The 16,774-nt window shown below is 67.2% G+C and carries 20 protein-coding genes; 8 read left to right on the top strand and 12 right to left on the bottom strand.

The features are described from left to right. The first annotated feature begins 23 nt into the window (after window positions 1-23). Window positions 24-233, top strand: a complete 210-nt coding sequence (locus AC1DYU_RS02295; RefSeq protein ID WP_476790229.1) for a heavy-metal-associated domain-containing protein — start codon at window positions 24-26, stop codon at window positions 231-233. A 15-nt stretch (window positions 234-248) separates the two neighbouring features. Here the strand turns inward: AC1DYU_RS02295 and AC1DYU_RS02290 are convergent, their stop codons facing one another. Together AC1DYU_RS02290 and AC1DYU_RS02285 are read right to left on the bottom strand one after the other, a co-directional pair. After that, entirely contained in the window at window positions 249-854 is a 606-nt protein-coding gene (locus AC1DYU_RS02290) for a flavin reductase family protein (protein ID WP_476790228.1), read from the bottom strand. A gap of 3 nt (window positions 855-857) precedes the next feature. Then, window positions 858-1,427 carry a nitroreductase family protein gene (locus AC1DYU_RS02285; protein WP_476790227.1) on the bottom strand — a complete coding sequence of 190 codons (570 nt, stop codon included), beginning with the start codon at window positions 1,425-1,427 and terminating at the stop codon, window positions 858-860. 104 nt (window positions 1,428-1,531) lie between these two features. Between AC1DYU_RS02285 and AC1DYU_RS02280 the strand changes: the two genes are divergently transcribed. Then, the gene (locus AC1DYU_RS02280; RefSeq protein ID WP_158485816.1) at window positions 1,532-2,458 is read left to right on the top strand and encodes a hypothetical protein; all 927 of its coding nucleotides are present in this window, start codon (window positions 1,532-1,534) and stop codon (window positions 2,456-2,458) included. Window positions 2,459-2,661: 203 nt separating this feature from the next. Here the strand turns inward: AC1DYU_RS02280 and AC1DYU_RS02275 are convergent, their stop codons facing one another. The 5 genes from AC1DYU_RS02275 to AC1DYU_RS02255 all read right to left on the bottom strand — a co-directional run bounded on the left by AC1DYU_RS02275 (window position 2,662) and on the right by AC1DYU_RS02255 (window position 7,864). Beyond that, complete coding sequence (locus AC1DYU_RS02275) at window positions 2,662-3,390, bottom strand: SGNH/GDSL hydrolase family protein (protein WP_476790226.1); 729 nt, start codon at window positions 3,388-3,390, stop codon at window positions 2,662-2,664. 38 nt (window positions 3,391-3,428) lie between these two features. Further along, window positions 3,429-4,577 (bottom strand): OpgC family protein, encoded by a 1,149-nt coding sequence (locus tag AC1DYU_RS02270; RefSeq protein ID WP_476790225.1) that lies wholly within the window; start codon window positions 4,575-4,577, stop codon window positions 3,429-3,431. A gap of 303 nt (window positions 4,578-4,880) precedes the next feature. Next, window positions 4,881-5,486, bottom strand: coding sequence for a GDYXXLXY domain-containing protein (locus AC1DYU_RS02265; RefSeq protein ID WP_476790224.1), 606 nt, complete (start codon window positions 5,484-5,486; stop codon window positions 4,881-4,883). After that, complete coding sequence (locus AC1DYU_RS02260) at window positions 5,486-6,772, bottom strand: DUF2157 domain-containing protein (protein WP_476790223.1); 1,287 nt, start codon at window positions 6,770-6,772, stop codon at window positions 5,486-5,488. Before AC1DYU_RS02260 ends, AC1DYU_RS02265 begins: the two co-directional genes overlap by 1 nt. A gap of 69 nt (window positions 6,773-6,841) precedes the next feature. Then, a complete protein-coding gene (locus tag AC1DYU_RS02255) occupies window positions 6,842-7,864 on the bottom strand; it encodes a saccharopine dehydrogenase family protein (RefSeq protein ID WP_476790222.1) in 1,023 nt (340 codons plus the stop codon). A gap of 148 nt (window positions 7,865-8,012) precedes the next feature. Here AC1DYU_RS02255 and AC1DYU_RS02250 point away from each other — a divergent pair, with 148 nt between their 5' ends. Further along, window positions 8,013-8,606: a TetR/AcrR family transcriptional regulator gene (locus AC1DYU_RS02250; RefSeq protein ID WP_476790221.1), complete on the top strand. Its 594-nt coding sequence runs from the start codon at window positions 8,013-8,015 to the stop codon at window positions 8,604-8,606. Window positions 8,607-8,663: 57 nt separating this feature from the next. On the opposite strand, the gene thrS is transcribed toward AC1DYU_RS02250, so the two are convergent. After that, the gene (gene thrS / locus AC1DYU_RS02245) at window positions 8,664-10,664 is read right to left on the bottom strand and encodes a threonine--tRNA ligase (RefSeq protein ID WP_476790220.1); all 2,001 of its coding nucleotides are present in this window, start codon (window positions 10,662-10,664) and stop codon (window positions 8,664-8,666) included. 277 nt (window positions 10,665-10,941) lie between these two features. Here thrS and AC1DYU_RS02240 point away from each other — a divergent pair, with 277 nt between their 5' ends. Beyond that, window positions 10,942-11,178 (top strand): cysteine rich repeat-containing protein, encoded by a 237-nt coding sequence (locus AC1DYU_RS02240; RefSeq protein WP_476790219.1) that lies wholly within the window; start codon window positions 10,942-10,944, stop codon window positions 11,176-11,178. On the opposite strand, the gene yidD is transcribed toward AC1DYU_RS02240, so the two are convergent. Further along, on the bottom strand, window positions 11,175-11,525 hold the full coding sequence (gene yidD / locus AC1DYU_RS02235) for a membrane protein insertion efficiency factor YidD (protein ID WP_476790699.1): 351 nt from the start codon (window positions 11,523-11,525) through the stop codon (window positions 11,175-11,177). The two genes, AC1DYU_RS02240 and yidD, sit on opposite strands and share 4 nt — an antisense overlap. A gap of 34 nt (window positions 11,526-11,559) precedes the next feature. Between yidD and AC1DYU_RS02230 the strand changes: the two genes are divergently transcribed. Then, window positions 11,560-12,306 carry a phosphatase PAP2 family protein gene (locus AC1DYU_RS02230; RefSeq protein ID WP_476790218.1) on the top strand — a complete coding sequence of 249 codons (747 nt, stop codon included), beginning with the start codon at window positions 11,560-11,562 and terminating at the stop codon, window positions 12,304-12,306. A 31-nt stretch (window positions 12,307-12,337) separates the two neighbouring features. On the opposite strand, the gene AC1DYU_RS02225 is transcribed toward AC1DYU_RS02230, so the two are convergent. Continuing rightward, window positions 12,338-12,787 (bottom strand): iron-sulfur cluster assembly scaffold protein, encoded by a 450-nt coding sequence (locus tag AC1DYU_RS02225; RefSeq protein ID WP_476790217.1) that lies wholly within the window; start codon window positions 12,785-12,787, stop codon window positions 12,338-12,340. 172 nt (window positions 12,788-12,959) lie between these two features. Between AC1DYU_RS02225 and folE the strand changes: the two genes are divergently transcribed. The 3 genes from folE to AC1DYU_RS02210 all read left to right on the top strand — a co-directional run bounded on the left by folE (window position 12,960) and on the right by AC1DYU_RS02210 (window position 15,269). Continuing rightward, complete coding sequence (gene folE, locus AC1DYU_RS02220; protein ID WP_476790216.1) at window positions 12,960-13,601, top strand: GTP cyclohydrolase I FolE; 642 nt, start codon at window positions 12,960-12,962, stop codon at window positions 13,599-13,601. Window positions 13,602-13,689: 88 nt separating this feature from the next. After that, on the top strand, window positions 13,690-14,094 hold the full coding sequence (gene hisI, locus AC1DYU_RS02215; RefSeq protein WP_158485826.1) for a phosphoribosyl-AMP cyclohydrolase: 405 nt from the start codon (window positions 13,690-13,692) through the stop codon (window positions 14,092-14,094). A gap of 203 nt (window positions 14,095-14,297) precedes the next feature. Next, window positions 14,298-15,269, top strand: coding sequence for a patatin-like phospholipase family protein (locus AC1DYU_RS02210; RefSeq protein WP_158485827.1), 972 nt, complete (start codon window positions 14,298-14,300; stop codon window positions 15,267-15,269). Window positions 15,270-15,296: 27 nt separating this feature from the next. Here AC1DYU_RS02210 and AC1DYU_RS02205 read toward each other — a convergent pair whose 3' ends face one another. Then, window positions 15,297-15,728: a CBS domain-containing protein gene (locus AC1DYU_RS02205; RefSeq protein ID WP_158485828.1), complete on the bottom strand. Its 432-nt coding sequence runs from the start codon at window positions 15,726-15,728 to the stop codon at window positions 15,297-15,299. A gap of 191 nt (window positions 15,729-15,919) precedes the next feature. Continuing rightward, a complete protein-coding gene (locus tag AC1DYU_RS02200; RefSeq protein ID WP_476790215.1) occupies window positions 15,920-16,741 on the bottom strand; it encodes a rhomboid family intramembrane serine protease in 822 nt (273 codons plus the stop codon). Window positions 16,742-16,774: the final 33 nt, after the last annotated feature.

The raw sequence follows: 16,774 nt of genomic DNA, 5'->3' as shown, positions 1-16,774 counted from the left end.
ACAAATCGCTGGAGACGATTCCAATGACTCAGGTTTTCGAGGTTTCTGGCATGCATTGCGGCGGCTGCCTGTCGCGGGTGCAGCAAGCCGCGACCAAACTGGCGCCCGGCACGAAGGTCACGCTCGATCCGCCGCGAATGACCCTGCCCGAGGGCGCGGCGCTCGATGCGGCCGCGATCAACGCGGCACTCGCCCCGCTCGGCGACTACCGTGTGAAGGCCGCGGCAGACTGAGGGTTTGCGGCTGCCTCAGCCACCCGGCGGACGCTGGATCGAGAACAAGTGGTCGACCTCGGCATAGTCGGCATAGCCGCAGCGCGCGATCGGATGGGCAGCCGCCGTATCGAAGCGGCCGTCTTTGATGAAGGCGTCGTCCATGAAGATTCCGACGACCTGGCCCAGCACCATCCAGCGCTCAACCGCCTGACCATCAAGATCGACGAGTTGCTGCACCGAGAGCAGCTTGCATTCGAGCGCGGCCGGACTCGCGGCGACGCGCGGCGGCCTGACGAATTGCGACGCAGCCATCTCGAGCCCGGCATGGCCGTATTCGCTGGTGCCGCGCGGCAGCGGCGCCGAGGTCTGGTTCATCTGATGCGCCAGCGCCTTGGTCACCAGCGAGCAGGTGAACTCACCGGTCTCCTCGACGAAGGCGATCGCGTCCTTCTTCCCCTCGGACGAGAACATCACGATATGTGGCCGCGTCGAGACGGCGTTGAAGAAGCTGTACGGCGAGAGGTTGATCTCGCCCTCGGCACTCATCGCCGTGATCCAGCCGATCGGGCGTGGCGTCACGATCGCCTTGAACGGATCATGCGGCAGGCCGTGGTCTTGGAGCGCGGATGAATAGATCATGGTTCAGGCCCCGTAGGTGCTGACGATATCGGCAAGAACCGGCCGGTCGCGGTCGGGCGGAACCGAGGTCGGCGTGCCCAGATGAATGAAGCCGGCCATGCGCTCGCTGCCGGAGAGCCCGAAGGCATCGAGCACATCGCGGTCAAAGGAGAACCAGTTCGTCAGCCAGGAGCCGCCGAAGCCCATCGCCTGCGCCGCGACGAGCAGATTCATGCAGACGGCGCCGGCCGAAAGCTCCTGCTCCCATTCCGGGATTTTCACATGCGATGCGGCGCGCGAGACCACGGCGACGATCACCGGCGCCTGCAGCAGGCGGTTGCGCTCGAATTCGACCTGTTCGGGCCGGGCGTCGGGATTGCGCTTCGAAAAGGCCTGCGCCACCACGTCGGCGGCCTTGGTGCGGCCCTCCCCGGAGAACACGATGAAGCGCCAGGGCACCAGCTTGCCGTGGTCGGGCACGCGCGCCGCGATCGTCAGCAACTCGTCGAGTTGTCCGGCATCGGGGCCGGGCGCGGCCAGGAATTGCGGCGGCACGGACCGGCGCAGCTTGAGCAGAGAGAGCGTATCGGTCATGAAGCATCCGGATGCGAGGAACCGGCTCAGACCTAGTGCCTCGCCATGATGAGGACAAGCGAAGCTGCTGAGACGTGAACGCACGGGTGGCGAGGGCTGTGAGCATGCTTGAATTCGACCGGTTCCAGGGAGGGCGCCGCCTCGCCGCTGGCCTGCTGGCGGCCGCGCTCGTCCTGGTGCCCGCACTGGCCTTCGCACAGCAGGCGCAGCCGGCGATGCAGGCGCCGGCCGCCGGTGTCGGAGCGATGCCGATCCAGCCCGTCCAGTCGCAGACCGCGCCGCTCGCCTCGCTGGCACTGGCGGCGCAATTCGCCGGCGACCGCAGGCCGATCCGCTCCGGCCTGGTCTGGCGCGTTCTCAGCGAAACCGCCGACGGCTCGCCGCCGCGCATCGTGGCGCGCTCGACCGATGCCGAACCGATCTTCTCGCTGGAGCCCGGCACCTATCTGCTGCACGCCGCTTATGGCTTCGCCAGCGGCACAAAGCGCGTCACGCTCAGTGCGCAGGGCCTGCGCGACCAGGTCTCGATCAGCGCCGGCGGGCTTTCGCTGGCGGGCTCGATCGGCGATGCGCCGATCGCCCCGGCCCAGCTCAGCTTCTCGGTCTTCGTGCCGCTGCAGGGCAATTCCGAAGGCCGCCTCGTCGTCGACAAGGCCAGGGCCGGCGAACTCATCCGCCTGCCCGAGGGCACCTATCACGTCGTTTCGACCTATGGCGATTCCAACGCGATCCAGCGCGCCGATGTGAAGGTCGAATCCGGCAAGGTCACGGATGCGACGCTGCATCACCGCGCCGCCCGCGTCACCCTGAAGCTCGTCGCGTCACCCGGCGGCGAGGCCTTTGCCGGAACCGCCTTCAGCGTGCTGACACCGGGCGGCGACGTCATCCGCGAGGCGATCGGCGCCTTCCCGCAGGTGATCCTGGCGGAGGGCGACTACGTCCTGATCGCCCGGCAGGAGGGACAGGTCCATTCGCGCGACTTCAAGGTCGAATCCGGCCTCGACCGCGACATCGAGGTGCTGGCGAAGTGAACCTTACAAAGGCGCATTCAAGCCCCTCTGCCTGAAAAACGAGATTTATGCGCGGGAACACCGCGTCATCCTGGGCGACCGAAGGTCGTCCCGGGATCCATCATAGAGCGCGACGGAGCCCTATGATGGATCCCGGAGCTGCGCCGCTGCGCGGCTTGTCCAGGATGACGGCGGAGGATGATGTATCGCCATCATGCTCTGACTCAGTTGGTCGATTTCGGGCCTTCGACCAGGTCCGGCCTGGTCCCGGTCAGGGCACCGGCGATGCCGTCGGCGATGCGGATGGCGAGGCAGCGATAGCCGGCGTCGACCATGTGCACCCCGTCCATCCCGACGAGCTCCTCGGGCGTGAAGCGCTTCGAACGCGACCAGTCCCGCATCATGCCGTAGCGCGGGAAGACGGAGGCGCCATGCTCGTCGGCGGTCTTCTTGAGGACGGCGCGGTAGTCCTCATAGCGCGGATAGCGCCCTTCCCGCGGAAGCCAGGGCAGGTCCATCATCACCATGTCGATGCCGGCCGCCTGGACCTTCTGGATGCCCTTGCGCAGGATCTTGGCGAGCTTGTCCTCGCCGACATGGCTGATCGCATCGTTGACCACCGTCTGCCAGATCACGATCGAGGGCTTCTGCTCGATGACATCAGTGTCCATGCGCAGCAGCATCTCATAGGCCGACCGGCCGCCGACACCCTTGTTGACGACGCTCACTTCGGCATTGGGCAGGCGCCGGCGCAATTCGTCCTGCAGCACGGCGGGATAGCTCTTGTCCTCGGCACTGGCGCCGGAGCCCGCCGTGGTCGATGAACCGATGGCGACGATGGTGAGCTTGCCGGTCTCGCGCAGCGCGGTGGTCGCGGCAGGCAGGACCGGCTGGAAGGGATGCTGGGCCGAGCCGAAGCGGCAGCGCATATCGGCTTTGGCGGCCAGCGCCATCGGGCCAGCCGCGGCCACACCCGTCCAGGCAAAAAAGCTCAGTGCGGCTGCACTGAGCCCCGCCGCGACGGCTCGGCGGAAACCCGTCCGCCGGAAAGCGTGACCGACTGATACCACGTCAGGAATATCCCTAGCCCCGTCAGCAGGATAACGCCGGTGAGGCAAACCATCAACTGCGGCCCCAGCGCGAAGCCGGTCTCGGCCAGGACGATCTGCCCGCTGATCGCCAGAACCGTCCCGGTGCAGAACACCGCAAGCGAGTGACGCCCGATGACGGCGAGCGTGCGGCTGATGACATGGCGCAGCAGCCCCGCCCCCGACGGCAGCCAGCGTATCGCCAGCCAGGTCAGCGCTCCGACATGCAGCAGCCGGATCCAGGCCAGGTTGGTCTTGTCGGAGCCAAGCTGCACCGAGTCGAACCAGTCGTTCAGCAGCACGATCCCGAACGGATTCCCCGACGAGGTCTTGGCAATGAACGCAAAGACGAGAAAGCCGACAGCCGCCACATCGAGCCATGGCAGGCGCGGTGCCGCCACGCCGCGCTGCGCGGCGCGCCCCAGGATCACGCCCAGCACGAACACGACCTGCCAGGCGAAGGGATTGAAGAACCAGCCGGTGGCGTGAACATTCGGCAGGTTGAGGCCGAACCAGAGCGCGGCCTGCCAGATCGACAGCGACACCAGCAGCGCTCCGACAGGGCTGATCCGCACCGCGAGATAGATCAGCGGGAACAGCGCCAGCAGCACGATGTAGAGCGGCAGGATGTCGAGATAGGACGGCTGGTAACGCAGCGTCAGCGCATCGACGAGCGCCTCGAAGGTGTCGCTGAACACGGGCTGGATATTAATCGCCTCGACATAAAGCGGGTTCTGCGTCCGCGTCACCGCGGCCGCGACCACGCCGCAGACGATGATGAACAGCGCGATATGGGCGATATAGAGCGTCCAGAGCCGAGCGCCGATCTTGAGCGCGCCGACCGTCAGCCCGCGCCGCTCGATCAGGCCGCCATAGGCGAGGGTCGCCGAGACGCCCGCGAGCAGCACGAAGGCATCCGCCCCGTCCGAGAAGCCGAAATTATGCGGCATGTAGCCGGCGACGACGTTGCCGGGCATGTGGTTGATGAAGATGACGAGCAGTGCAAGGCCGCGGATCACGTCGATGCGCGCATCCCGCTGGGCAACAGGCATGTCGCCTTCCGGGCCACGGCCCAGCAGCAGAAAACGGGAAAAGGAACGTGCCTGCGTCACCAGCGGCGTCCGGCAATGAGGAAACGGGACAATCAACGGAACGTGCCGTAAGAGCGGCGGGTTCCCTCGAACATGAACGATTGCCAACGCATCCGTTCATCTGCCGTTCATAAAGAGGACGGGGTTAACCGTCACCTAACTTCGCTTCACAAGCCCGTGTAGCGCTCGTGCGAACGCGACCACCCGCTCGCGGCAAGCTGGAGCGACGATATCGAGAGAAAGAATGCGCCGGAAACGGGGCCCCTAATAGGGCGGCTCGGCATAGACGAGCTTGCCGTCGATCAGCAGGCGCTTGATCGCGGCCTCACCTCCGGCCGACACGGCAGCCACCACTTCAATCCGCGAACGCGCGGTGGTCTCGATCGCCTTCCCTTCGCCCTGCGGGACGAAATAGCTCTCCAGCCCATAGGCGATGCGCAGGCGCCGGGTCCCCACGGAGCAATCGGCCTCGCCCGCATCGTTCAGCGCGCAGGCGCCCGTCGACACCACGCGTCCTGCTATCACGGCACCAGTGCCGGAGGGGCGTGCCTTGGCGACACCGGTCGCCAGCGCGAAGCCGTCCGCATCGGGCGCCAGCGTCACGTAAACCTGGTCGCCGCGGCGGTAGCTGACGCCGGGACCGCCATCGACGGTGCTGATCGGATAGGCCAGCACGACATAATCGCCGCGAAACAGGTCGCGCGGATCGACCGGAACGGTCTTCAGCCGCACCTCCGTACCGCTGCGCAGAATGCTGGCGCGGCTTTGAACCAAGGCGAGCAGCCCCACGCTCAGCAACAGCATCGCTGCGAGCGCGCGCCAGAGCAGCGGCACGCGAGCGATCAGGACGTCGGCCGACGGCATCCTCATCACGCGACCTCCCCTGCCGGCCGCGACAACCGCGCGAAGAGTCGGCGCGCCCCGCCCGCCATCGCGAGCAGCGCGGCGCCGGCCACGAGGAAGAACAGCGACTGGTCGAGCAGCGTGCCGATCGTCTGCCAGAGCAGGATCAGGATCGCGATACCGAACAGGCCGGAGCCCGCGAGCGTCAGACGCCGCACACCTCCGGTCACGCCGGCCACGACAAGCGCGATCGCCACAGACAGGATCAGGCTGGCAACGACGACCTTGCCGGGTAGCCCGACCACGCCCCCGCTCCAGAACACCGGCGGCACAAGCAGAGCCAGCATCAGCCCGACCGCCAGCGGCCAGGCGAAACGCTTCTCGCGCGCCAATGCGGCGAAGCCAACGATGACGGCGACAGCGACGGCATAAGCGACGTAGTTCAGCCAGATCGCCGTGCCGGCCCGCGATTCACGCGCGTCGAGAATCCGGATCAGCTCGACATCGAGCACGATCAGCAGACCGAGCAGGCCCCAGGGCAGGCAGCAGGTCAGCAGGGCCGGCCCGCCGCGATCGAGCGCCCAGCTGCCGAGCGCGACATAGGTCGCCGATACCGCAAGCGCATAGGCGAGGAGGCCATAATCGAAGCGCCCGTTGATCCAGTCGCCGGGCACCAAAGCGAGCCAGAGCCCGAGTGCGAGCACGGCGAGGTGATGAACCAGCCGGTTGCTGCGCGACAAGGCGAGCCACAGCGCCGGCAGATAGAGCACGAGGAAGGCCAGATGGAGTCGGCCCTGCCCCTCTTCCCAGCGCCCGCCGCTCCAGGCGCAGAGCGCCACCAGGGCGACGGCAAGCGCCCCGTTCGAGCGCAGCAGGACGGCGACGACGAGCGCCCCGAGCGCAACCAGAAGCGCTCCGGCCGGCCAGTCGGCCGGCAGATGGTACATCTGGCCGATCAGCGCGATGCCGGCCCCGAAGATCAGGACGCCGCAGGTCGCCGCCGCATCGGCGCCCGATGGCGAGCCCTTGCGCTCCAGCCGCGCGGCGATGCCCAGCGCCGCGACCACGCTGATCAGGATCATCACGAGCTTGACCAGCCGCGGGATCGCCTCCCAGTTCGCGGCGACGAAGGCGGCGACACTGGAGGCGATCAGCAGACCGCCGAACAGCCCGAGCAGCGCCGGCAGCCGGAAGCCGCCGTCAGCCGCGACCGAGCGGCGGATCGCGCTGGCGGAATCGGCATTGAGCAGCCCCTCCCCGACCCAGCGTGTGAGATCGGCATCGAGCCGCTTGCGATAGGACCCCGTCAGCATGGACGGCAATCTGGCACGAGGACGGGGCGATTGGCGAGAGCCTCCGCGCAAGCCCGCTTGTCGGGCGGCTTAGCCGAACTCGTACTCCAGATGCTCAGGAGCGAGAGCGGCCAGGACGCTCGCCGCATCGAAGATCGCTCCGGGCGGATGGGCGCCGGCCATGGCGAAGCGGCCATCGAGCAGGCGCTGCACGGCCTCGCAGACGAGCGGTGCCGAAACGGCGTAGATGTCTCGTCCGCGCGCCGAGGCATGCCGTCTTTCACCGCCGCGCGTAACGACGATGTCGACCTGGAAGCGCTGCTCCGAGCGCCCTGCCTCGTCGGCGGCCTGCGGCGCCGGCGTCTCCGGGTCGCGCAGATCGGTCAGCGCCACGCTGCTCAACCATGTCCGGAGTTCGGTTGTTTGGATGTGGCCTGCGATCAGGACGATCTCAGAGAACGGCAGTTCGACCAGGGGCTGGCGCCCGAGCGCGCCGCCGAAGTCCCAACTCGTCTCGCGTGCCGGCCGCGGCAACGGCGCGAACTGCCCCCCTGAGACGACGATGCGCTGCGCCGTATTGCGATCGCCCGTGATCCGCGTGCCGCGGGTCGGATGCCAGCTGTCGAGGCCGATCATGATCTCGATCGTGTCCGCCTTCCCGTCGCCGGTCGCAGCCGTGGCCAGGAGATCGGCCAGACCGCCATAGAAGCCCATGGCGGGAATCACGGCGACGCCGGCCGCGCGAGCCGGCGCATCGAAACGGTCGAGCGTGTCGCTCGCGCTGGGCTGCTCAGCGGTCACGTCGAGATAGTGGATGCCCGCGCGCAGGGCTGCCGCCGCAACCGGTTCCGCCGTATCGAGGAACGGACCGGCGCAATTGATCACGGCCTTCGCCCCCTGGAGCGCGCGGTCGAGCGAGGAGGCATCGTCGAGCGTCGCCTGGCGGCGCCGGATTCCCTCCCCCGGAAGCTTCTCTTCGAGTGTCGCCGCGTCACGGCCGATCGCGATCGGCGTGAGCCCGCGCCGAAGCAGTTCCGCCACGACGAAGCGACCCGTATGCCCTGCCGCGCCGAACACGGCGACCTCGATCCCTGTCGTAGAATTCCGATGCATGATCCCCTCCGTTGCGCTACAGACCTGTATGTTTTGTACATACAGGTCTGTAGCGTGTCAAGCGAGGATGTGCTACGTTGTCCCCACATCATGCGGAGCGCTTCAGCCCAAGGTGAGCGGGCTCCGGCAATCGCTGCAGGAGGAAGACATGGTCGGAACAGATTTGCGTTCCCACGCCGAAAACCCAGCCGAGGTCAGGGAGAAAATCCTGTCGACCGCCTGCAAGCTCTTCTACGAGCGCGGCGTGCGCGCCGTGGGGGTCGATCTGGTGGTGGCGGAGGCTGGCGTGGCCAAGACGAGCCTCTATCGCCATTTCGGCACGAAGGACGACCTCATCGCGGCGTTCCTCGCCCGCGAGGATGAGGATTTCTGGGGCACCTGGGACCGTGTGGCGCAGGAGCATGGCGATGCCGCAGCCGAGCTCGATGCTCATCTCGGCTGGATCGGCGAGCGCGTCGGGCGCCCGAACTATCGCGGCTGCCCGCAGATCAACGTCGCAGCGGAGTTCCCGGAGGCCGACCATCCGGCGCGCAGGGTCGCGACCGCCCATAAGCGCGAGATGCGCCGCCGTCTCGCCGGGATCGCCGCGCGGCTCGGCGTCGCCCGCGCGGACGAACTGGCGGGCCAGCTCGCGGTCCTGATCAACGGCGCCTTCGTGAGTTCGCCGATCTTCGAGCCGGGCGAAGCCACCGCCCTGCTCCGGCGCGCGGCGCAGGCGCTCGTCGCGGCGAGCCGCGATTAGGGCATGCCGAGCCTCGCGGTCATCGCGGGGCTCGCAACGGCAGTCCGTACCGGGCCGTCAGCGCGCCGACCGCACCGCCTTGATCCGCTTCAGGTCCGGAGGCGTCGCCTCGTCGACCATCGCGGCCAGCATCTCGTCGAGGCTCATCACCGTCTGCGCCTGGCTGCCGAGCCGGCGCACCGTCACGGTGCGTTCCTCGGCCTCGCGCTTGCCGACGGCCAGGATCACCGGGACCTTGGCCAGCGAATGCTCGCGCACCTTGTAGCTGATCTTCTCGTTGCGAAGATCGGCCCGCGCCCGCAGGCCGGCATTCATGCAGGCGATGGTGACGGCTTCCGCATAGGCGTCGGCCTCGGAGGTGATCGGCGACACGACGATCTGCTCGGGCGCGAGCCAGAGAGGGAAATGCCCGGCGAAGTTCTCGATCAGGATGCCGGTGAAGCGCTCGAGCGAGCCGCAGATCGCGCGGTGGACCATGACCGGCTGCTTCTTCTCGCCATCCGAGCCGATATAGAAGGCCCCGAAGCGCTCGGGCAGGTTGAAGTCGACCTGCGTCGTGCCGCACTGCCAGTCGCGGCCGATGGCGTCGCGCAGCACATATTCGAACTTCGGCCCGTAGAAGGCGCCCTCGCCCGGATTGATCTCGGTCTTGATGCGGTTGCCGGATTGCGTCGCGATCGTCGTCAAGACGTTCTGCATCACATCCTCGGCATGGTCCCACAGCGCGTCCGAGCCGACGCGCTTCTCGGGCCGTGTCGAGAGCTTGATGACGAGTTCCTCGGTGAAGCCGAAATCCTCATAGACCGACAGGATCAGGTCGTTGATCATCAGGCACTCGGCCGCAAGCTGCTCCTCCGTGCAGAAGATATGCGCGTCGTCTTGCGTGAAGCCGCGCACGCGCATCAGCCCGTGCAGCGCGCCGGACGGCTCGTAGCGATGGACGTTACCGAATTCCGCAAGCCGGATCGGCAGATCGCGATAGCTCTTCAGGCCGTGCTTGAAGATCTGGACATGGCCGGGGCAGTTCATCGGCTTGAGCGCGAAGACCTTCTGGTCGCGCGTCGGGTCGTTGGGATTCTCGAAGGCCGAGGCCGACTTCACCGCGAACATGTTGTCCTGGTACCAGCCCCAGTGGCCGGACGTCTCCCAGAGCGACTTGTCGAGGATCTGCGGCGCGTTGACCTCCTCATAGTCCGCCGCGAGACGGCGCCGCATATAGGTCAGGATCTCCTGGAACAGCCGCCAGCCCTTGGAGTGCCAGAACACGACGCCCGGCCCCTCCTCCTGGAAGTGGAACAGGTTCATTTCGCGGCCGATCTTGCGGTGGTCGCGCTTCTCGGCCTCCTCGATCTGCTTGAGATGGGCGTCGAGCTGGGCCTGGTTGGCGAAGGCCGTGCCGTAGAGGCGCGTCAGCATGGCGTTGTCGCTGTTGCCGCGCCAATAGGCGCCCGCCACCTTCATCAGCTTGAAGGCCGTGCCGACCTTGCCGACCGAGGTCATGTGCGGGCCGCGGCAGAGGTCGATCCAATCACCCTGCGCATACATCTTCAGCGTCTGGTCGGCGGGAATCGCATCGACGAGCTCGACCTTGTAGGCCTCGCCCTTGCTGGCGAAGAAATCCTTGGCCTTGTCGCGGCTCCACTCTTCCTTGGTGAAGGGTGCGTCCCTGGCGATGATCTCGCGCATCTTCGCTTCGATCGGCGCGAAGTCATCCGGCGTGAACGGCTCGTTGCGCGCGAAATCGTAGAAGAACCCGCCCTCGATCACCGGTCCGATCGTCACCTGTGTCCCCGGATAGAGCGCCTGCACGGCTTCCGCGAGGACATGGGCGCAGTCGTGCCGGATCAACTCCAGCGCGCGCGGATCCTCGCGGGTCAGGAACTCGATCTTCGAGTCCTTGCCAATCGGATCGCCGAGATCGACGACGACGCCGTCCAGCGCCATCGCGACAGTGCGCTTCAGGAGAGAGGGCGAGATGCCGGCGGCGATCTCCTTTCCGGTGATGCCGGAGGGAAATTCGCGCTGCGCGCCATCGGGAAATGTCAGGGAGATCGTCATCGATCGCACTCCTGCTCACTCGGGGATACGAACCCCGTAAGCCAAGGCCGGATACATGGTTGGGCAAATACTCGGCTGAGCTTGCGCGGGGATGTCCGTATCCGGGTGAGGACACCACCGAGACGCCCCGCCTATATGAGCGAACGCCCGCAGGCAATCGCCTCACGACACGTCACAACGAAACCTGTCGGTTTCGTCATGTTTTCCTCATCGCCCGGCAAGCTGTTGCCGGCATGATGCAGGTTGCCGCCACGATCCAATCACAGGAATCCCGTGCATGATCCGTATTCTTGCCAAGACCCTGGCCGTTTCCGTTGCGCTCGCCGGCGCCGCCCAGCCGGTGATCGCACAGGATCGCGCCGCCGCCGTGCGTGAGACCTGCGCCAAGGACATCGCGACCCACTGCCCCGGCGTGCAGCCCGGCGGCGGCCGGATCGCGGCCTGCTTCAAGGAAAACCTGACCAAGCTCTCCGAGGGCTGCCGCACGGCGTTGAAGACCAACGCGGCGGACTAAAGCGGTTCCGGCGCGTTGACGCCGCGCCAGCGCCCGTAGCGCCATGGCCGATACCACGCCGAGCCGGGCGGCAATTCCTCGCAGACGAGGTCGATCCCGCTCGTGCCCAGCGGCGTGCAGCGGCAGATCCGCGCGACGCCGATCCAGCCGCCGCGCCACAGGCCGAAGCGCTGAATCGCCTCGTCGGTATAGCTCGAGCAACTCGGCCAATGCCGGCAGTGTCGGCCCACCAGCATCGACAGGCTGAGCTGGTAGCCGCGGATCGCAAAGTGCGCGCCGCGCCGCGGTGCTCGCTTTAAACGCGCGGCCTGTGTGAAAAGACGTGACAAGCCCCGCAGCGATGCCATTTCATCGCGCTCGTCATCAGAGCCGAGATTCGCCATGCTGCGTTCCGTTATGCGTCCCGTTCCGTTCCGCGCGACAGCCGCCGCCATCTGCGTTGCGGCGGGCCTTCTGATATCTGCTGCGCCCGTTCAGGCCCAGCAGCGCGCCAACCTGCTCTGGCTCGAGCCCGGCAAGGTCGATGTCGCCCGCCTCATCGGCCTGCCGCCTGCGATGACCTCGCCCGAACAGAAGCGCGAATTCGACGAGGTGCTGCAAATCACGCTCAATCGCACCCCCGAGCGCGAGAAGGCGGCGATTGCCGACCAGTACCAGACGCTCGCCCGCTTCCTCGAAGGCGCCGGCATTCCCTTCGCGGGCAACGAGCATCGCGAGGTGCGCCTGATCTTCCGCGAGGCGCAAGTCGAACTCAACATCGTGCTGCTCGGCGTGCGTCGCCTCACCAGCCGGCAGCGCCCTTTCACGGTCTGGAACAAGGTCCGCGTCAAGCCCTGCCCGGGCGGGCGCCCCGAAGGCACCTCCTTCCCGGCCGGCCACGCCGCGACGGCTGCGCTCTATGCCGAACTCCTGACTCAGGCCGCGCCGGAACTCGCCGCGAAGTTCGAGGAACGGGTGACCGATTACAGCGAGAGCCGCCTGGTCTGCGGCTTCCATTATCGCAGCGATCTCACGGCCGGCGACAAGGCCGGGCGCGCCGTCGCCAAGGCGCTCCTCGCCGAACGCGCCTTCCGGTCGCGGTTCGACGAGACAAAGGCCGAAATCCGGCTGGCGCTCGGGCTGAAATAGCCCGCGCCGAGATCGCTCACGCGAACAACGGTCACGCCACCGCCTGCTGGCCGCGCTTCTGCTCGATCTGGCCAATCGCATCGACAACCGCGTCGAATGTCAGCATCGTCGAGGCGTGGCGCGCCTTGTAGTCGCGCACCGGCACGAGCACGGACAGATCGGCCCATTTGCCTTCGGGCGGCTCGGCGTTCTCCTTCAGGATGGCGCGCGCCTGCTCACGCACGCTGCGCAGCTCCTCGGCGGTCGAGCCGACCACATGCCGCGCCATGATCGAGGACGAGGCTTGGCCAAGCGCGCAGGCCTTCACGTCATGGCCGAAGCCGGTGACGACATCGCCATCCATGGTGACATCGACTGTCACGGTCGAGCCACATAGTCGCGAATGGGCCCTGGCCGTGGCGTCGGGTGTGCTTAGCCGTTCCAGCAGCGGAATATTGGCCGCCAGTTCGAGAATGCGCTTGTTGTAGACGTCGCTCAGCATGTCAGTTTCTCCACCGGGCCTTGGCGTGACCGGCGCTCGACACCAATATAGGATGGAAGGCCGCCTGGCGGGAGAGCGTTCGACGCGGCTCCGCTCGCCGGGAGGAACTTGTCGCATGGCCGGGCCATCCCTGTGATTGTCCGGTCGGTTTCATCTTAACGGGAGGCACCACATGATCCCTGTGGTTAAGTCCTTGTCCGTCGAGCGGGCCCTGAGCCCCTCCGCAGACAAGTTTCTGGTCAGGCAGCCGACGCAGGAGCAGGCCGAGGAGGCCGTTCGCACGCTGATCCTCTGGGCCGGCGACGATCCGTCGCGGGAGGGTCTCGTCGAGACGCCGGCCCGCGTCGCCCGGGCCTACAAGGAATTCTACAAGGGCTATGAGGAAGACGCCGACGAGATCCTCGACCGCGTCTTCGAGGAGGTCGAGGGCTATCAGGACATGGTCCTGGTCCGCGACATCCCGTTCTATTCGCATTGCGAGCACCACATGGTGCCCTTCGTCGGCAAGGCCCATATCGGCTACTACCCCTCGAAGGGCGTCGTCGGGCTCTCCAAGCTCGCCCGCATCGTCGATCTCTTTGCGCGACGCCTGCAGACGCAGGAGACGATGACCGCACAGATCGCCCAGGCGATCGAGAAGGCGCTGAAACCGCGCGGCGTCGCCGTGCTGATCGAGGCCGAGCATATGTGCATGTCGATGCGCGGCGTGCAGAAGCAGGGCTCGTCGACGATGACCACGCAATATACCGGCCTGTTCAGGGAGCCCGCCGAGCAGGTGCGCTTCTTCACCATGGTGAAGTCGCCGGGGCTCTGACGCCTTCGTTTGCGACGGCCTGCCCGGCCCGTCCCCTCTTAGAAGGGCGCATCCTCGTGATGCGCCCTTGGCCATTCCGGAGACCTTGATGTCGCCCTTCCCCACGGCCCCCGACAAGCAGGCCCTCGAGGAGGGCACGCAGTTCGCGCCGCGCTTCGACGCAAGCGGCCTGATCACCTGCGTCACCACCGATGCCGGCACCGGCGAACTGCTGATGGTCGCCCATATGAACGCCGAGGCGCTGGCGCGCTCGATCGAGACCGGCGAGGCCTGGTACTGGTCGCGCTCGCGGGCCGAGCTCTGGCACAAGGGCGCGACCTCGGGCCAGATCCAGACCATCGTCGAGATGCGGGTCGACTGCGACCAGGACGCACTCTGGCTGAAGGTCAATGTCGCCGGCGACGGCGGCTGCTGCCACACCGGCCGCCACTCCTGCTTCTACAGGGTCAAGCCGTTGGTGCGGGATGCTGCCGAACCGCTCGTTTGCGCCTGAGTGACGGCCGGCGCCGCGAGCGATGTTTTCCCCGGGGCTTTCATCTTTCCGTCAAAGGCCACCGATATGCGCAGGCTTTGCTCCGGCGGTGACGGTTTGATCACCGATTCTTGCGACGCTGCGACTTCACCCGGAGGGGCGAGCCCAGGTTACGGGACGAGGTCGCGCCGCGAGCCTTTGGACTTAACGGAGGTGGGACGCGGATGAACGATATGAGCGTGGAGGCGCCCGCTCGAAACGGCCGGCCGAAGCTCGGGCTGGCGCTGGGTGGCGGTGCCGCGCGCGGCTGGGCCCATATCGGCGTGCTCGAAGTGCTGACTGAAGCCGGCTTCGAGCCCGATGTCATCGCCGGAACCTCGATCGGTGCCGTCGTCGGCGGCTGCTACGCCGCCGGCAAGCTCGACCAGCTCGCGGAATTCGCCACCAGCCTGACCAAGCGCCGCGTCGTCGGCCTGATGGATTTCCACATCGGCGGAGCCGGCCTGATCGGCGGCAACCGCCTGAAGCGGTTGCTGGACCGCGACCTGGCCGGCCTGCGCATCGAGGAGTTGCCGAAGCGCTTCGTCGCGATCGCCACCGAACTGGGGACCGGTCACGAGATCTGGCTGACGCGTGGCCCGCTGGTCGAGGCGCTCAGCGCCTCCTATGCGCTGCCCGGCGTGTTCGATCCGGTTAAGCTCGGCGGGCGCTGGCTGATGGACGGAGCGTTGGTCAATCCCGTGCCGGTCACGGCCGCCCGGGCGCTCGGCGCCGATGTCGTGATCTGCGTCAACCTGAACAGCGACCTCGCCGGCCGCGGCACCACGATCCAGAACCACGCCGCCGATCCCGATCCCGAAATCCTGCCCGAACTCGACGTGCGGCCGACCTCGCGCTGGCTCGGCGGCATCACCGGCGCGGCGCGCCGCGTCCGCGGCCTCGTCGGCCGGCAGAACGAGGACCGGCCGGGCCTTGCGGGCGTCATGATCGACGCCTTCAACATCACCCAGGACCGGATCTCGCGCTCGCGCCTCGCCGGCGATCCACCCGACGTCATGATCGGCCCCAAGCTCGGCCGCATGGGGCTGTTCGACTTCCACCGCGCCGAAGAGACGATCGAATTCGGCCGCCAGGCGACGCGACGCGCGCTCGACGACATCGAGGCGGCCATCGCCGGCAGCCGTATCTCCGTCTGAAGTCGCCTACGGGGGCAGCCTACGGCCTCAGGCCATCGCGATGTAGTCGCGCATCGCGCGGCTTTCGGCCTCGATCGCCGCGACGCGATACTTCACCACGTCGCCGATCGAGATGATGCCGATGACACGGCCGCTCTCGACGACCGGGACATGGCGAAAACGTCCCGACGTCATGATCTCCATCAACTCGTCGACGCTCGTCTGGGAGCGGCAGGTCACGACCTTGGCCGTCATCACCCGCGAAACCGGGCTTTCCAGCGCCGCCGCCCCACTTTCGCCAAGCGCCCGGATGATGTCGCGCTCAGACAGGATACCGACCAGAGCGCCATCCGCGCCCATCACCACCACGGCTCCGATGCGCCGCTCGCTGAGCGTACGGACGGCCTCACCCAGCGTGCGATGCGGCTGCACCGAGATGACCTCGCGGCCCTTGCCGCCCAGTAGCTGCTCGACGTTCATGGCTTCTTCCTCCTGACGGTGGCGCCGTTGTCCGGCGCGCGGGATCGCCCTGGTCCCTGCGGCCGTCGACGGAACTCACGCGCCGGGAGAGGCCTCGGGAACGCTGCGAATGGACGGAGTGTGGGCGAAGAGCGAGGCACAGGCAAGGCGAACAGGCCAAGCACGCAGGCGAACTGCGTTGCAAGCGACCCTCAGCGGCGCAGCGCACCCTTGTCGAGCAGCGGAAACATCATCAGGCCGACCAGGAACCCGCCGATATGGGCCTCCCAGGCGATGCTGGTCTCCTCGCCGAGGATCGGAACCAGACCGGCTCCGAACAGGATATTGGTCGCAAACCAGATCCCGATGAACAGCAGGGCGCGCGAATTGCGCCAGAGCTGCCCCATCGGCTCGGCCGGGATCGCGCGGACGACGGCATCGTCGGCAAGCGAGCCGAAACGCAGGCCCGGCGCGAAGACGAAGCGAATCGCTGCCGCCGTAGCGCCCGACACCGCCGCCGACGCGCCGACCAGTGGCAGCACGTCGAGTTCACGCGAGAACCAGTGCAGCAGCGCGCCGCCGATGGTCGAAAGTCCCATCAGGCTGAGGAAGCGGCCGGTGCCGAGCCGGCGCGCGACAGGGCTGCCGAAAGCGGCAAGCCAGACCAGATTCGTGACCAGATGCAGCCAGGAACCATGCAGCAGCCCGTAGGTCAGCAGCGTCCAGAGCCTGGGGCCGCCATCGGCCAGCAGCAACCGGACGAGCTGCAGCCGGTCCACCAGATCCTGTCCCGTAGCGGACGTCGCCATGGCGCTCACCACCTCGTCGACGCGGTCGGGCCCGAACCAGAGGCTGAGGCGCGCCGGCACGAAGGCGAACCAGGACATCAGGACATAGTCGTCATAGGCCGAGAGCAGCGACCGGCCGCCCTGAATCAGCCCCAGCACCACGATCAGCCAGACGACCGCCGTCGGCAGGTTGACGGCGGGCTCGCGCGCAGGCGGCGGGAGATGGCTGGGAGGGGTATCGGACATGGGCTTCAACCCTTGCCGAAGCCGCCGTCGCTG

The organism is Allobosea sp. P2_B12, from assembly GCF_056404835.1.
This window is presented reverse-complemented; position numbering and strand designations above follow the sequence as displayed.

Bases quoted from the DNA above. Each gene is read 5' to 3' on its own strand.
- AC1DYU_RS02295 (WP_476790229.1), top strand. From the start codon at position 24: ATGACTCAGGTTTTCGAGGTTTCTGGCATGCATTGCGGCGGCTGCCTG.
- AC1DYU_RS02290 (WP_476790228.1), bottom strand. From the start codon at position 854: ATGATCTATTCATCCGCGCTCCAAGACCACGGCCTGCCGCATGATCCG.
- AC1DYU_RS02285 (WP_476790227.1), bottom strand. From the start codon at position 1,427: ATGACCGATACGCTCTCTCTGCTCAAGCTGCGCCGGTCCGTGCCGCCG.
- AC1DYU_RS02280 (WP_158485816.1), top strand. From the start codon at position 1,532: ATGCTTGAATTCGACCGGTTCCAGGGAGGGCGCCGCCTCGCCGCTGGC.
- AC1DYU_RS02275 (WP_476790226.1), bottom strand. From the start codon at position 3,390: ATGGCGCTGGCCGCCAAAGCCGATATGCGCTGCCGCTTCGGCTCGGCC.
- AC1DYU_RS02270 (WP_476790225.1), bottom strand. From the start codon at position 4,577: ATGCCTGTTGCCCAGCGGGATGCGCGCATCGACGTGATCCGCGGCCTT.
- AC1DYU_RS02265 (WP_476790224.1), bottom strand. From the start codon at position 5,486: ATGAGGATGCCGTCGGCCGACGTCCTGATCGCTCGCGTGCCGCTGCTC.
- AC1DYU_RS02260 (WP_476790223.1), bottom strand. From the start codon at position 6,772: ATGCTGACGGGGTCCTATCGCAAGCGGCTCGATGCCGATCTCACACGC.
- AC1DYU_RS02255 (WP_476790222.1), bottom strand. From the start codon at position 7,864: ATGCATCGGAATTCTACGACAGGGATCGAGGTCGCCGTGTTCGGCGCG.
- AC1DYU_RS02250 (WP_476790221.1), top strand. From the start codon at position 8,013: ATGGTCGGAACAGATTTGCGTTCCCACGCCGAAAACCCAGCCGAGGTC.
- thrS (WP_476790220.1), bottom strand. From the start codon at position 10,664: ATGACGATCTCCCTGACATTTCCCGATGGCGCGCAGCGCGAATTTCCC.
- AC1DYU_RS02240 (WP_476790219.1), top strand. From the start codon at position 10,942: ATGATCCGTATTCTTGCCAAGACCCTGGCCGTTTCCGTTGCGCTCGCC.
- yidD (WP_476790699.1), bottom strand. From the start codon at position 11,525: ATGGCATCGCTGCGGGGCTTGTCACGTCTTTTCACACAGGCCGCGCGT.
- AC1DYU_RS02230 (WP_476790218.1), top strand. From the start codon at position 11,560: ATGCTGCGTTCCGTTATGCGTCCCGTTCCGTTCCGCGCGACAGCCGCC.
- AC1DYU_RS02225 (WP_476790217.1), bottom strand. From the start codon at position 12,787: ATGCTGAGCGACGTCTACAACAAGCGCATTCTCGAACTGGCGGCCAAT.
- folE (WP_476790216.1), top strand. From the start codon at position 12,960: ATGATCCCTGTGGTTAAGTCCTTGTCCGTCGAGCGGGCCCTGAGCCCC.
- hisI (WP_158485826.1), top strand. From the start codon at position 13,690: ATGTCGCCCTTCCCCACGGCCCCCGACAAGCAGGCCCTCGAGGAGGGC.
- AC1DYU_RS02210 (WP_158485827.1), top strand. From the start codon at position 14,298: ATGAACGATATGAGCGTGGAGGCGCCCGCTCGAAACGGCCGGCCGAAG.
- AC1DYU_RS02205 (WP_158485828.1), bottom strand. From the start codon at position 15,728: ATGAACGTCGAGCAGCTACTGGGCGGCAAGGGCCGCGAGGTCATCTCG.
- AC1DYU_RS02200 (WP_476790215.1), bottom strand. From the start codon at position 16,741: ATGTCCGATACCCCTCCCAGCCATCTCCCGCCGCCTGCGCGCGAGCCC.